Source organism: Pseudomonas sp. J380, from assembly GCF_009827115.1.
Lineage (GTDB): Bacteria > Pseudomonadota > Gammaproteobacteria > Pseudomonadales > Pseudomonadaceae > Aquipseudomonas > Aquipseudomonas paracarnis.
The window spans coordinates 2,099,940-2,113,267 of sequence record NZ_CP043060.1 but is presented as its reverse complement, the minus strand read 5'-3'; the positions used below and the strand labels follow the sequence as shown (position 1 = coordinate 2,113,267).

Annotated in this window: 12 protein-coding genes; all 12 read left to right on the top strand. The window is 51.6% G+C overall.

Annotated elements, in window-relative coordinates:
• Nucleotides 1–8: 8 nt before the first annotated feature.
• The 12 genes from hisC to FXO12_RS09330 all read left to right on the top strand — a co-directional run bounded on the left by hisC (nucleotide 9) and on the right by FXO12_RS09330 (nucleotide 13,235).
• Nucleotides 9–1,121 (top strand): histidinol-phosphate transaminase, encoded by a 1,113-nt coding sequence (hisC, locus tag FXO12_RS09385; RefSeq protein WP_057975720.1) that lies wholly within the window; start codon nucleotides 9–11, stop codon nucleotides 1,119–1,121.
• Between the two features lie 28 nt (nucleotides 1,122–1,149).
• The gene (locus FXO12_RS09380) at nucleotides 1,150–3,360 is read left to right on the top strand and encodes a bifunctional prephenate dehydrogenase/3-phosphoshikimate 1-carboxyvinyltransferase (RefSeq protein WP_057975735.1); all 2,211 of its coding nucleotides are present in this window, start codon (nucleotides 1,150–1,152) and stop codon (nucleotides 3,358–3,360) included.
• Nucleotides 3,357–4,046 (top strand): (d)CMP kinase, encoded by a 690-nt coding sequence (cmk, locus tag FXO12_RS09375; RefSeq protein ID WP_003189772.1) that lies wholly within the window; start codon nucleotides 3,357–3,359, stop codon nucleotides 4,044–4,046. The genes FXO12_RS09380 and cmk overlap by 4 nt, the downstream gene beginning before the upstream one ends.
• A gap of 120 nt (nucleotides 4,047–4,166) precedes the next feature.
• The gene (rpsA, locus tag FXO12_RS09370; RefSeq protein WP_003189774.1) at nucleotides 4,167–5,852 is read left to right on the top strand and encodes a 30S ribosomal protein S1; all 1,686 of its coding nucleotides are present in this window, start codon (nucleotides 4,167–4,169) and stop codon (nucleotides 5,850–5,852) included.
• A gap of 160 nt (nucleotides 5,853–6,012) precedes the next feature.
• A complete protein-coding gene (locus tag FXO12_RS09365; RefSeq protein ID WP_034126690.1) occupies nucleotides 6,013–6,297 on the top strand; it encodes a lipoprotein in 285 nt (94 codons plus the stop codon).
• A 130-nt stretch (nucleotides 6,298–6,427) separates the two neighbouring features.
• A complete protein-coding gene (gene ihfB / locus FXO12_RS09360) occupies nucleotides 6,428–6,724 on the top strand; it encodes an integration host factor subunit beta (RefSeq protein ID WP_003189779.1) in 297 nt (98 codons plus the stop codon).
• A gap of 23 nt (nucleotides 6,725–6,747) precedes the next feature.
• A complete protein-coding gene (locus FXO12_RS09355) occupies nucleotides 6,748–6,978 on the top strand; it encodes a LapA family protein (protein ID WP_054898455.1) in 231 nt (76 codons plus the stop codon).
• Nucleotides 6,979–7,317: 339 nt separating this feature from the next.
• Complete coding sequence (locus FXO12_RS09350) at nucleotides 7,318–8,595, top strand: hypothetical protein (protein ID WP_054898456.1); 1,278 nt, start codon at nucleotides 7,318–7,320, stop codon at nucleotides 8,593–8,595.
• Nucleotides 8,596–8,886: 291 nt separating this feature from the next.
• Complete coding sequence (locus tag FXO12_RS09345) at nucleotides 8,887–10,107, top strand: hypothetical protein (RefSeq protein ID WP_057975722.1); 1,221 nt, start codon at nucleotides 8,887–8,889, stop codon at nucleotides 10,105–10,107.
• A gap of 1 nt (nucleotide 10,108) precedes the next feature.
• The gene (locus FXO12_RS09340) at nucleotides 10,109–11,356 is read left to right on the top strand and encodes an oligosaccharide flippase family protein (RefSeq protein ID WP_054898458.1); all 1,248 of its coding nucleotides are present in this window, start codon (nucleotides 10,109–10,111) and stop codon (nucleotides 11,354–11,356) included.
• Nucleotides 11,353–12,141 carry a glycosyltransferase family 2 protein gene (locus tag FXO12_RS09335; protein WP_054898459.1) on the top strand — a complete coding sequence of 263 codons (789 nt, stop codon included), beginning with the start codon at nucleotides 11,353–11,355 and terminating at the stop codon, nucleotides 12,139–12,141. Before FXO12_RS09340 ends, FXO12_RS09335 begins: the two co-directional genes overlap by 4 nt.
• Nucleotides 12,138–13,235: a glycosyltransferase gene (locus tag FXO12_RS09330; protein ID WP_057975723.1), complete on the top strand. Its 1,098-nt coding sequence runs from the start codon at nucleotides 12,138–12,140 to the stop codon at nucleotides 13,233–13,235. Before FXO12_RS09335 ends, FXO12_RS09330 begins: the two co-directional genes overlap by 4 nt.
• Nucleotides 13,236–13,328 lie beyond the last annotated feature (93 nt).

The following is a 13,328-nucleotide window of genomic DNA, read 5'->3' as shown; positions in this document are numbered from 1 at the left end:
GCTTTGACATGAGTGGCAACTTCCTCGCCCTGGCGCAGCCGGGCGTGCAACAACTCTCGCCTTACGTTCCAGGCAAGCCTGTGGACGAACTGGCCCGCGAGTTGAATCTGGACCCGTCCAAAATCGTCAAGCTGGCGAGTAACGAAAACCCGCTGGGCCCGAGCCCAAAAGTGTTGGCGGCGATTCGTGAAGAGCTGGCCGAACTGACCCGTTATCCCGATGGCAACGGTTTTGCGCTCAAGTCTTTGCTGGCGGACAAGTGCCGGGTCGAGCTCAACCAGGTGACCCTGGGCAATGGCTCCAACGACATCCTTGAGCTGGTCGCCCGTGCTTACCTGGCGCCAGGCTTGAATGCGGTGTTCAGCGAGCACGCGTTTGCGGTCTACCCGATCGTGACTCAGGCGGTGGGGGCGGATGCTCGCGTGATTCCTGCCAAGGACTGGGGCCATGACTTGCCGGCGATGCTGGCGGCCATCGATGCCCAGACTCGCGTGGTGTTTATCGCCAACCCGAACAACCCGACCGGCACCTGGTTTGACGAGCAGGCACTGAACGAATTCCTGCAGGACGTGCCGGGGCATGTGCTGGTCGTGCTGGACGAAGCCTACATCGAGTACGCCGAAGGCAGCGACCTGCCCGATGGCCTGGATTTCCTCGCGGCCTACCCGAACCTGCTGGTGTCGCGTACGTTCTCCAAGGCTTATGGCCTGGCGTCGTTGCGGGTCGGTTATGGCTTGTCCACCCCCGTGGTCGCCGATGTGCTGAATCGCGTGCGCCAACCGTTCAACGTCAACAGCCTGGCCCTGGCGGCCGCCTGTGCGGCGGTGAAGGATGCCGAATACCTGGAAGAAGGCCGTCGTCTCAACGAAAGCGGCATGCTGCAATTGCAGGAAGGCTTTCGTGAGCTGGGCCTGGGCTGGATTCCGTCCAAGGGCAACTTCATCTGCGTCGACCTCGGCCAGGTGGCTGCGCCGGTGTTCCAGGGCTTGCTGCGCGAGGGCGTGATCGTGCGCCCGGTGGCCAACTATGGTATGCCGAACCATCTGCGTATCACCATCGGTTTGCCGGCTGAGAACAGCCGCTTCCTTGAGGCGTTGGCCAAGGTTCTGGCCCGTGGTTGATGTCACTGCATTGCAACCTGCTGTGCCTATGATCGGTCGCCTGGTGGTGGTCGGCCTGGGGTTGATCGGTGGCTCCTTCGCCAAGGGCCTGCGTGAAAGCGGGCTGTGTGGCGAAGTGGTGGGCGTGGACCTCGACCCGCAGTCGCGCAAGTTGGCGGTGGAGCTGGGCGTGGTGGACCGCTGTGAAGCGGACCTGGCCGTTGCGTGCCAGGGCGCGGATGTGATCCAGCTCGCCGTGCCGATCCTTGCCATGGAGAAATTGCTGGCGGTACTGGCTGGTATGGACCTCGGGCAAGCGATTCTTACCGATGTGGGCAGCGCCAAAGGCAACGTGGTGCGTGCGGCACGATTGGCGTTTGGTGGGATGCCGCCGCGCTTTGTGCCGGGCCATCCAATCGCTGGGTCCGAGCAGAGCGGGGTGGAGGCATCCAATGCGCAGCTGTTCCGTCGGCATAAGGTCATCCTGACGCCGCTTGCGCAAACCGATCCCACGGCGTTGGCAGTGGTGGATCGTCTCTGGCGCGAGCTGGGCGCGGATGTAGAGCATATGCAGGTCGAGCGTCACGACGAAGTGTTGGCAGCGACCAGCCACTTGCCGCATCTGCTGGCATTTGGCTTGGTGGATTCGTTGGCCAAGCGCAACGAGAACCTCGAGATTTTCCGCTACGCCGCCGGCGGCTTCCGCGATTTCACGCGGATTGCCGGCAGCGATCCGGTGATGTGGCACGACATCTTCCTCGCCAATCGCGAAGCGGTGTTGCGCACTCTGGACACCTTCCGCAGTGACCTCGACGCCTTGCGCGATGCGGTGGATGCGGGAGACGGCCATCAACTGCTGGGCGTGTTCACCCGTGCGCGGGTGGCGCGTGAACATTTCAGCAAGATCCTCGCGCGCCGGGCCTACATGGAAACCGCAGTGAGCACCGATGACTTGACCTTCGTCGCCAGCCCGGGTGGCCGCTTGAGCGGGCGCATCCGCGTGCCGGGTGACAAGTCGATCTCTCATCGCTCGATCATGCTGGGGTCGTTGGCCGAAGGTGTGACCGAGGTGGAGGGCTTCCTTGAGGGTGAAGATGCCCTGGCGACCTTGCAGGCCTTTCGCGACATGGGCGTGGTGATCGAGGGCCCGCACCATGGGCGCGTGACCATTCATGGTGTCGGCCTGCATGGCCTGAAGGCTGCGCCGGGGCCGATCTATGTGGGTAATTCCGGCACATCGATGCGCCTGTTGGCCGGTGTATTGGCGGCGCAGAGCTTTGACAGCGTGCTGACCGGCGATGCCTCGCTGTCCAAGCGCCCGATGAACCGCGTAGCCAAGCCGCTGCGGGAAATGGGCGCAATCATCGAGACGGGGCCGGACGGGCGTCCGCCACTGAGCATTCGTGGTGGGCAGTCGCTCAAAGGCTTGAACTATGTACTGCCCATGGCCAGTGCCCAGGTGAAATCCTGCCTGTTGTTGGCGGGGTTGTACGCGGAGGGTAAAACCTCGGTGACCGAGCCCGCACCGACCCGCGACCACACCGAGCGCATGCTACGCGGCTTTGGTTACCCGGTGGCGGTGCAGGGCGCGACGGCGTCGCTGGCGTCGGGGCATGGGTTGACCGCTACGCGTATTGAAGTGCCGGGGGATATTTCGTCTTCGGCGTTTTTCCTGGTGGCGGCCTCGATTGCCGAGGGCTCCGAGCTGCTGCTGGAGCATGTCGGTATCAATCCGACCCGCACCGGGGTAATCGATATCCTGCGGCTGATGGGGGCTGATATCGCCCTCGAAAATCAGCGCGAGGTGGGCGGCGAGCCGGTTGCGGATCTACGTGTGCGTGCCGCCGCGCTCAAGGGCATCGAAATTCCAGAGGCCCTGGTGCCGTTGGCGATTGATGAGTTCCCTGTGCTGTTTATTGCCGCAGCCTGCGCTCAAGGTCGCACTGTTTTGCGCGGTGCCGAGGAGTTGCGGCTCAAGGAGTCCGATCGTATCCAGGTGATGGCCGACGGTCTGTTGGCCCTGGGCGTGAAGTGTGAACCCACGCCTGATGGGATTATCATTGACGGTGGCCCGATGGGCGGCGGTGAAGTGCATGCCCATGGCGATCACCGGATTGCCATGGCGTTCAGTGTGGCTTCCCTGCGGGCGATGGCGCCTATTCGTATCCTTGACTGCGCCAATGTTGCTACGTCTTTTCCGAACTTTCTGACACTGTGTGCCCAAGTCGGCATCCGTGTTGCCCAAGAGGCTCAATTGTGAATATCAAAGCACCGGTGATTACCATCGACGGGCCTAGTGGCTCGGGCAAAGGCACAATCGCTGGCATTCTGGCCAAGCGCCTGGGTTGGTGCCTGCTGGATTCTGGCGCGCTGTACCGCCTGCTGGCGTTTGCTGCGCACAACCATGGTGTTGACCTGACCAACGAAGAATTGCTGACGAAGCTTGCCGCCCATCTGGATGTGCAGTTCATTGCGGCGACCGAGGGTCAGTTGCAGCGCATCATTCTGGAAGGTGATGAAGTCAGCGATGTGATTCGCACCGAGAGTATCGGCGCGGGCGCCTCCCAAGTGGCTGCGCTGCCCGCCGTGCGCGAGGCGCTGCTGCAGCGCCAGCGCGCATTCCAGGAGGCGCCGGGCCTGGTGGCCGATGGCCGCGACATGGGCACGGTGGTGTTTCCCGAGGCGCCGCTGAAGATTTTCCTGACCGCCAGCGCCGAGGAGCGGGCACGCCGCCGTTACTTGCAGTTGAAGGGCAAAGTCGATGGTGTTAGTCTGTCGAGTCTGCTAGATGAGATCCGTGCACGCGATGAGCGTGATACCCAGCGTGCGGTAGCCCCGCTCAAACCGGCGGCTGACGCCATACAGCTGGATTCCACGGAGCTGTCCATCGAGCAGGTGCTGGAACGCATCATGAGTGAAATCGCCATTCGCGATATCGCCGGGTGATCAAGAAGGCCGCAGGGGACCAGTCATAGTCCTGCGGTGGCTTCTTTTAACTGAAACTGACCCACACCGTCTGGGGTGTGGAGATGGGCGTATTCTTCGCCCTTATCAACAGGAATTAAAATGAGCGAAAGCTTTGCGGAACTCTTTGAAGAAAGCCTAAAAACCCTGAACCTTCAGGCAGGCTCCATCATCACCGGTGTTATCGTTGATATCGATTACCAAGCTCGCTGGGTAACCGTTCACGCTGGTCTGAAGTCTGAAGCTCTGATCCCGCTGGAACAGTTCTACAACGATGCTGGTGACCTGACTATCAATGTCGGTGACGAAGTTCACGTTGCTCTGGACTCGGTTGAAGACGGTTTCGGTGAAACCAAGCTGTCCCGTGAAAAAGCCAAGCGCGCTGAATGCTGGATTGTTCTCGAAGCAGCCTTCGCAGCTGAAGAAGTGGTCAAGGGCGTTATCAACGGTAAGGTTAAAGGCGGCTTCACTGTCGACGTTAACGGCATCCGTGCGTTCCTGCCAGGTTCTTTGGTCGACGTTCGTCCAGTGCGCGACACCACGCACCTGGAAGGCAAAGAACTCGAATTCAAAGTCATCAAGCTCGACCAGAAGCGCAACAACGTTGTCGTTTCCCGTCGCAGCGTGCTGGAAGCAGAGAACTCCGCCGAGCGTGAAGCTCTGCTGGAATCCCTGCAGGAAGGCCAACAAGTCAAAGGTATCGTCAAGAACCTCACCGATTACGGCGCATTCGTCGATCTGGGTGGCGTCGATGGCCTGCTGCACATTACCGACATGGCTTGGAAGCGTATCAAGCATCCTTCCGAAATCGTCAACGTTGGCGACGAGATCGATGTCAAGGTCCTGAAGTACGATCGTGAGCGTAACCGCGTTTCCCTGGGCTTGAAGCAGCTGGGCGAAGATCCATGGGTTGCTATCAAGGCTCGTTACCCAGAAAGCACTCGCGTAACCGCGCGTGTTACCAACCTGACCGACTACGGCTGCTTCGCAGAGCTGGAAGAAGGCGTGGAAGGCCTGGTACACGTTTCCGAAATGGACTGGACCAACAAGAACATCCACCCTTCGAAAGTCGTACAAGTCGGCGACGAAGTGGAAGTTATGGTTCTGGACATCGACGAAGAGCGTCGTCGTATCTCCCTGGGCATCAAGCAGTGCAAATCTAACCCATGGGAAGATTTCTCTGGCCAGTTCAACAAGGGCGATAAAATCTCCGGCACCATCAAGTCGATCACCGATTTCGGTATCTTCATTGGTCTGGACGGCGGCATCGACGGCCTGGTTCACCTGTCCGACATCTCCTGGAACGAAGTTGGCGAAGAAGCTGTTCGTCGTTTCAAGAAGGGCGACGAGCTGGACACCGTTATCCTGTCGGTTGACCCAGAGCGCGAGCGCATCTCCCTGGGTATCAAGCAACTGGAAAGCGATCCGTTCTCCGAGTACGTTCAAGAGAACGACAAAGGCGCCATCGTTAAAGGCACTGTGAAAGAAGTTGACGCCAAAGGCGCCATCATCGTTCTGGCCGACGATATCGAAGCGACTCTGAAAGCCTCCGAAATCAGCCGTGACCGCGTTGAAGACGCGCGCAACGTTCTGAAAGAAGGCCAGGAAGTAGAAGCCAAGATCATCAGCGTTGACCGCAAGAGCCGCGTGATTCAGCTCTCCATCAAGTCGAAAGACGAAGTGGAAGAGAAAGAAGCTATCCAGAGCCTGAAAGAAGCTGCTCCGGAAGCTGCTGCTGACACCACCATGGCGGCACTGCTGCGCCAGGCAATGGCTAAGCAGAACTAAGTTCTGTAAAGCTGTAGAAAAAGGGCGACCTCGGTCGCCCTTTTTTGTGCCTGAAATTTGATGAAGCAACTGCACCGAACGAAGGTGTTCAGCCCAATGTCAGAACTGACTATAGTTTTAAAAACGGCTATTTCGCGTTGCTGACTCAATAAGGGTTTGAATGAACAGAATTATCGTAGTATTCGCTTTGCTGGCGCTTGCAGGCTGCTCCTCTACCAGCGCCAAGACCCACGCCAAGCGTGGCGTCAGCGGCATCGAGATCGACTGCTCTGGCTTGGGTAACAAGTGGGAAAAATGCGAAAAACGCGCCGCCCGTGAGTGCAAGATGCAGGGCTATAAGGTCATTACCCGCTCCAGTGATGCGGAGGACGAAGAGGGCGACTACCTGTTCGGCTGGAACCCTGCTGGCGCGGTGACGCGGACCATGTTGGTGATCTGTAAGTAAGGGGTTGACCGCTCGCTGAGCGTGTTTATTCAGCCCCACATAAGTTGACACATGGGCTGTTCAAATTCATCAACTCATGCTAAAACCTTCGGAGCGCTTTTCCTAGCTGCTTGAAAAAGAAGGGAAAAATATGACGAAGTCGGAGTTGATCGAACGAATTGTCACCCATCAAGGGCTGCTCTCATCCAAGGATGTGGAGCTGGCTATCAAGACCATGCTTGAGCAAATGTCCCAATGCCTGGCCACCGGAGATCGCATCGAAATCCGCGGCTTCGGCAGCTTCTCCCTGCACTACCGCGCACCGCGCGTAGGCCGCAACCCAAAAACCGGCCAATCCGTCAGCCTCGACGGCAAATTCGTTCCCCACTTCAAACCGGGCAAGGAATTGCGCGATCGTGTGAACGAAGAAGAGGAAGAAGGCGTCTGAGTGTTTTTGGGAAGGAGAAGGTTATGCGTGGGGTTAAGCGCGTTGTTGCGGTGTTGATTGCGGTGCTTGCGGCTTTGGTGGTTCTGGCGTTTGTGCTGGAGAACCAGCAGGGTGTGGCACTGTCGTTCCTGGGGTGGAGTACTGCGCAGATGCCGGTGGCGGTGTTTGTGGTGGTGGCTTTGATTTTGGGGATGTTGATTGGGCCGGTGTTGGGGATGGTTGTGCGTAGGCGTCGGGGTAAGGCGGTGGCTTAAGGTTTAAGTCTTGGTTGGCAGTTGTGATGGGGATCAGCGGTGTTGGTGACCGTTTGTCAGAAACCCAATTATGTTAAGCGCTTTGAGCTGCGTAGCGACCTAGGCTGGTGGGTTGCGACAGTTCCCACGGAAAACCCAGAATCATCCTACATACATATCAAGACTTGTAATATGCCAAAGAGATGGCAGAATGGAATCTGTTCTCGATAACGGGCATTTTGTGCGCTCAAAATTTAGCAACGAAGCTGGGTTTTAGCGGTCATCCAATTAAAATAAGAAAAGACACAATCTGTTTTGCATAACGAGCCCGCAGTTTCTCTCTGAAGGCAGGTTTTTGTTGTGAGTAGTAGCTTACGCTCCGTCCTCATCCCCCAGCATAAAAAAATTGATTCGTTGGCGCTTATAACAAATATTTGGCGTCAAAAAACAATCATTTTCTCCGCGAGTGCACTGATTGCATCGATTTTTGCGGCATATGCATTTTCGGTCACGCCAGAATACAAAGTGAGCAGTGTGCTTCGGCCTGCTGCGATTAATGAATTGGATGCACTTAATCGCTCGGAAGTTTACGTTTTACCTCCTGGTGAGGCCTTGGTGCGGGTCGGTATGGCCTTAGAGTCGTACGAGATTCGTATGGAGTTTTTTAGATCCCATCAAAAGCTCTTCGAGGGATTTGTGCGACCTGGACGTAATCTTCAGCAGGCGTTTGAAGAGTTCAATAAAAAATCTATAAGTTTGATGTTGTCTGATAAAGATAAAGTTGATTCGCTCAGTTCTTATTTGAAGCTTGAGCTGAACTATCCCAAAGGGATCGATGGGGTTTCAATACTCAATGGATTTGTGGACTATGCAATAGAAAATGAGCGTGATCATATATCGGCGGATTTGACAGTTATTATCAATAACCGTTTAAAGGAGATCGACGGCAGGTTGGCCGCAGCCCGTTCAAGCTATGACACATGGAAGGAAGCAAGAATTGCATCACTTTCTGAGTCAGATAGAATTCGCCGAGCTCAGCTACAAGACGAGCTTCAAGGGCTCCGGACGCAACTTCATAGTTTAAATTCGAATCGAATTGCAGAGCTCAATGAGGCCATAACAATTGCTAAGAAATTGAACATTATGATGCCTGCTTCACCGACCTCTGTCGGTGACGATGCACATTCTGGGTCTGTCAGCATGCGAACAGAAATTAACAATCAGCAAATTCCGTTGTATTTTATGGGGGTCAATGCGCTTGAAGCTGAGCGTACTGTCTTGCTACAGCGGAAGTCTAATGACTTCACTGAGCGACGGATTTCTCAAATTGCCAAAGAGCTAAAGCTGCTGGAGTCCAATCGAGAGATTGAAGTCTTGAAGAGTCGTGTGAACGATGAGTTATTTCTGACTGATGTGCAGCCATTGCGCGCAGAGAAAGCACGATTGCTGAGTGTGAATAAGGATATGAGTAACCTTAGGCTTGTAGCCATTGATAAAGAAGCGCTAGAGCCTACTTCCCAAGTAAGCCCTAACCGCCCCTTGCTCATAATCGGTGGTTTATTGCTAGGCTTGGTTATTGGATGCGCAATCGCTTTCTTCCGGGTAATAAAGCACACGTTGCGTGAGTCGAAACTTTAGTGATTTCTTCAACTTCTAGTACAGAGAGTTGTTCACCACGGTGAGTTTCAGTGGTGGGCGGGCGTGAAAGCCGAGATCCTTATCGTCAAGGCAAATTGCCATCTGATATTTGTGTTCTGAGAATTGACTTGGCAGAAGATTCTAGATAGAAGCGTCGATTGCAGTGTAAAATTGTTTTTATCGCTGCCGGGCCTATGGCCTTTCCAGTGGCCCCTTTCACCTAATCGGTACCTGAGAATGGCTCGATTGGCAACTGGCGCATGCTCCAACTGAGCTTATTCTGAGGTCGATATGAAAACTAATAAACGCTACGCCTTTCTGGCCGTGCTGGCAGCCAGCGTACTCGTGACCTTGGGTGACACTAGGAATATTATTGGCTCGCTTAATTACTGGTTGTTGTGGGGAGGGGTATTAGTATTTGGGGTTTATGGCAGTGGCGGTAGATTGAAGTTGTCGTCGGAAGTAAGTTCTATCACTCTCGGTTTTGCTTTGATAACACTTGCTTTTATGATCTCTGCTGTAATTAACTCGGATGCCTATACAGCTTATCAAGGCGTCAAGTTTATAGCTATCTATATATTATTTCTGGTGATATACAGTTGTTCGGGTTTGCTGGAATTGAACGATTTTTATAAGATCGCTTCGATTTCGATTATGGTGGGTCTCGTCGTATTTGTAATGTCGAAATTCTTTTTTGATGGATTCTATGTTCAATTGGGCGATGGCCGACAAGGCAGTGAGTTTGCCTACCCTGGTGTAATGTGGAAAGTCTGTGCTTTCTTTGCACCCTATATCATTGCAAAGTTACTCACGGCTCGTATGAGAGGTGCAATTTTTGCGGGCTGCGTTTTAATGGCGTCGGTGTATATATTGTTGGCTGACTCCAGTCGAACCGGTTTTCTATGGTTTGCGATTGTCATCTTTTCCTTTTTTCTTTTGCGTTTTTTGGTATTTCCCATCAGAACTTTGCTGGTCGCAATACTTTGCTTGATTGCAGGAATTTGTGTACTGCTCTCTTCAAATGTTGATCTGACGAATCATGATTCATTATTGGTCTTGAATCGTTTGTTTGAGGGTGACCCCGTTAGGGCGGCGATGATACGGGACGGAATATCGAACGTTCAAAAATGCTTTCCATTCGGGTGCGGATTCGGCAGTTCATTTAGCGTGGTGGATGGAGAAAATATTGTTATCCATAATGTATATTTAGGCATGCTTGGTGACGTAGGAGTTCTGGGTGAGTTGGCACTCTTGTTTCTAATGTTGATGCCGTTTGTGTTTTTCTTGTTGTCACTGGTGCAGGGTTTCGATCTAAATAATAATGTTTTCTTTAAGTTTGCCGCAATTTTAGGTGTGCTTTGTTATATTTTTATCATGCTCTTTCACCCGCTGAGTACTGAAATGTCAGAGTGGGGCTATTGGATTTTGATGGTGTCTTGGCTTTCTCGTATTTATAAGTATGATGATGCCGGTTTGATCAATGTCGGGTATGGCCAGAAGGTAGGGTGTTAAAGTGTTTACCGTATTTAAAAACATGGGCCTACTTTTTTTTGTACAGCTCTTTGGTTATTTGGTGCCTATCTTGGAAATTCCCGTGCTGGCGCGCTCGTTGGGTGTGCAGGAATACGGCAAGGTAGTTTTGATTCAATCGGTCGCTCTGCTATCTTCGCTTGTTGTGGAGTACGGTTTTTCGTTAAGCGCCGCCAGACAAGTGTCCTTAGCTAAGACTGACATTTCGTTACTGTCCCGGGTGTTTGGCGAAGTCCTATCTGCAAAGCTAATAATTACGTCGATTATAAGTTTCGTTGCGCTGCTTTTTTACTTGTCTTTCAATTCGCCAGCCTTTGAGCCTGAAGTGATAGGCTTGGGTTTTTTGTATTTTGTAGCGTTTGGATTTAGCCCTTTTTGGTTTTTTCAAGGGCTCGAGAAGATTGCGCTTGTCGTCTTTTTGGAGGTGGCGTTGCGTGTTGCAAGCCTTTCATGTTTGTTTATTTTTGTTCGGGATTCAACTGATGCTTTGGTGGCGTTGTCTATTTTAGCGACATTTGCTTTGGCAAATACGTTGCTGGGGAACTATTTATGTTATCGAAATGGATGCCGCGTTCGGTTCAGCTTGTTAGGTGGATGGCTTCAGATTCGAAAAGGATTTCATGTTTTCATCTATAAGAGCTCAAATAATATCTTGCTTAGCGCTGGGCCTGCTCTTGTAGGACTGCTTTGTGGAAAAGTCGCTGTTTCAGGATATGTTCCTGCTGAAAAAATTATACGAGGATTTGTGGGTTTTATAAATCCGGTACTTATAGGTTTTTTTCCTTATTTGAATAGGCAGTACCTTCACTCTGAAAAAAACGCATCCAGACTTTCTTGGATTATTGTCGGGCTGATGTTCTTGCTGGGGGGGGTAAGTGCATTGTTTATTTCTTTGGCAGGAGGGTTTCTAATAAATAAAATACTGGGGGCGGATTTCGAGCAGGCGACGACAACTTTGCAGATTTTTGTATGGATAATCCCCTTCAGAATGGCTAATCAAGCGTTGGGTTTATGCATGCTTATACCTCGTGGTATGGATAAGGTGGCGAGCTCTGCAATGCTATTATTCTCGGTAGTGTCAATTATTCTGGCAAGTGTGTTATCGATTAGCTATTACGTCAACGGCATCGTTTTTGGATTTATTCTGGCGGAACTCATGCTGTGTGTTACGTTTCTTATATTATCTTATCGATATAAACCAGTCACTTATCTTGAGGAGCGTACTGAGTGATAACAATTTTAACGGCAACATATAATCGTTATAACACTCTGCCTCGTTTGCTCAAGAGCTTGCTTGAACAAAGCTCAAAAGAGTTTGAATGGGTGCTAATAGACGATGGGAGTTCAGATGGGACTCAGGATTTCGTTGAAAAATTAAAGGAAGAAAATTTGGGTTTTAACCTGACATCCATCAGGCAGAATAATGCTGGAAAGCACGCGGCTATTAATAGCGGGATAGCAGCAGCGAAAAAAAATTGGATCTTCATTGTAGACAGCGATGATGCACTGGTGCCTGACGCAGTTGAAACGATAATAGCGTCCATCACAAAAGCGACGGATAGCACAGTGGGCTTGTGCTATCGTAAGGCGTATTTCAGCGGTGAGTTACTCGGTAATGATTTAAAGACAGCCGAGCAAAGCTTGGTCTCTACGCCGACGGAGGCCGGAAAATTGTTCGCAGGTGACTTGGCTTATATATTTAGAACTGATGTAATGTCGAAATTTCCTTTTCCGATATTTAAGGGCGAGAAATTTGTTCCCGAGCTATATATTTGGAATAAAATAGGAGATGCGGGCGATATCGTATTTTTTACACGAAAAATTATTTATCTGTGCGATTACCTTGAGGATGGATACAGTCGTAATTTTTCGCGCCATCTAAGGGCTAATCCTAAAGGGTTTTTTATTTATTATTGGTCGCAATTTTTGCGTGAGAAGACCGTATTTTATAAGTTTAAAAATTTAATCAGATCTGTGCAGTGCGTTTTGTATATGTTTCTAGGAAGGCCTAGATGAATATTATATATTTTATTACTGGGTTGGGCATGGGCGGGGCCGAGAGGCAAGTCGTTAATCTTGCTGATCGGATGAGCGCACGAGGGCATAACGTTGTAATTGCTTATTTGACGGGCGACGCGGATGTGCTTCCTGAAGATCCGAATGTTACGGTGGTTGCTCTAAATGGTAATAAAACCATATTCGGAATGATGCGTGCGGTTAATAATCTGGTTAAATTGATTAGACGATTTAAACCCGGGGTAATACATAGCCACATGGTGCACGCGAACTTAATAGCGCGGATGATTCGTTTATTTATCAAAATTCCCAAGCTGATTTGTACGGCACATAGTTCCAATGAAGGAGGCAAGCTGAAGATGCTGGCCTACCGGTTGACGGATTTTTTAGCTGATCTTACAACGAATGTAAGCCAAGAGGCGGTTGATATACTCATTGCAAAAGGCGCTTCATCTGCTGGGCGTATGGTCTTTGTACCCAATGGAATAGATACCGGGCGTTTTGTATTTGATAAGCATGTACGTAATGAAGTTCGTGCCAGAGAGTCTGTGGACCCTTCTGCCAGAGTTCTCTTGGCTGTTGGACGTCTTGTTGAAGCAAAAAACTATCCTTGCCTGTTAGATGCGTTCAAGCTGGTTTTAAATGATCACGAAAATATATGTTTGTGGATAGTAGGCGATGGCCCTTTGGCTGCTGATCTCGCGCTATATGTTAACAAGGCCAATTTAAACGGGAAAATAAAATTTTTCGGGAGTCGTGACGACGTTCCTTCATTCTACTGTGCTGCTGACGTGTATATTTTGTCTTCTGCATGGGAAGGCTTTGGGCTTGTCGTGGCCGAAGCGATGTCATGCGAAACGTTAGTGGTCGCAACAGACTGCGGTGGGGTGAAAGAAGTATTGGGTGACAGCGGCTATCTTGTAGAGCCATTCAACCCCGAAGCGCTACGTCAAGGTATTATCTCAGCACTTAGTCTGTCCCCCGAGCAGAAAAGGTCACTCGTCATCTCTGCAAGATCAAGAGTGGTTGATAACTTCTCCTTAGAGTCTGTGGTTAGTAGATGGGAGGAGTTGTATGCCCAACCACGGACCTGATGATTTTGATCACGGGCAATTCTTGAACGGTATTTTTTAGCATGTGTATATCGACAAGAAATAGTCACTCGGTTGAGCCGGAAAGTTGGTCCT

Excerpts from the sequence above, each read along its gene's own strand:
- FXO12_RS09345 (WP_057975722.1), top strand. The coding sequence starts at position 8,887 with ATGAAAACTAATAAACGCTACGCCTTTCTGGCCGTGCTGGCAGCCAGC.
- FXO12_RS09355 (WP_054898455.1), top strand. The coding sequence starts at position 6,748 with ATGCGTGGGGTTAAGCGCGTTGTTGCGGTGTTGATTGCGGTGCTTGCG.
- hisC (WP_057975720.1), top strand. The coding sequence starts at position 9 with ATGAGTGGCAACTTCCTCGCCCTGGCGCAGCCGGGCGTGCAACAACTC.
- FXO12_RS09365 (WP_034126690.1), top strand. The coding sequence starts at position 6,013 with ATGAACAGAATTATCGTAGTATTCGCTTTGCTGGCGCTTGCAGGCTGC.
- ihfB (WP_003189779.1), top strand. The coding sequence starts at position 6,428 with ATGACGAAGTCGGAGTTGATCGAACGAATTGTCACCCATCAAGGGCTG.
- FXO12_RS09380 (WP_057975735.1), top strand. The coding sequence starts at position 1,150 with ATGATCGGTCGCCTGGTGGTGGTCGGCCTGGGGTTGATCGGTGGCTCC.
- rpsA (WP_003189774.1), top strand. The coding sequence starts at position 4,167 with ATGAGCGAAAGCTTTGCGGAACTCTTTGAAGAAAGCCTAAAAACCCTG.
- FXO12_RS09330 (WP_057975723.1), top strand. The coding sequence starts at position 12,138 with ATGAATATTATATATTTTATTACTGGGTTGGGCATGGGCGGGGCCGAG.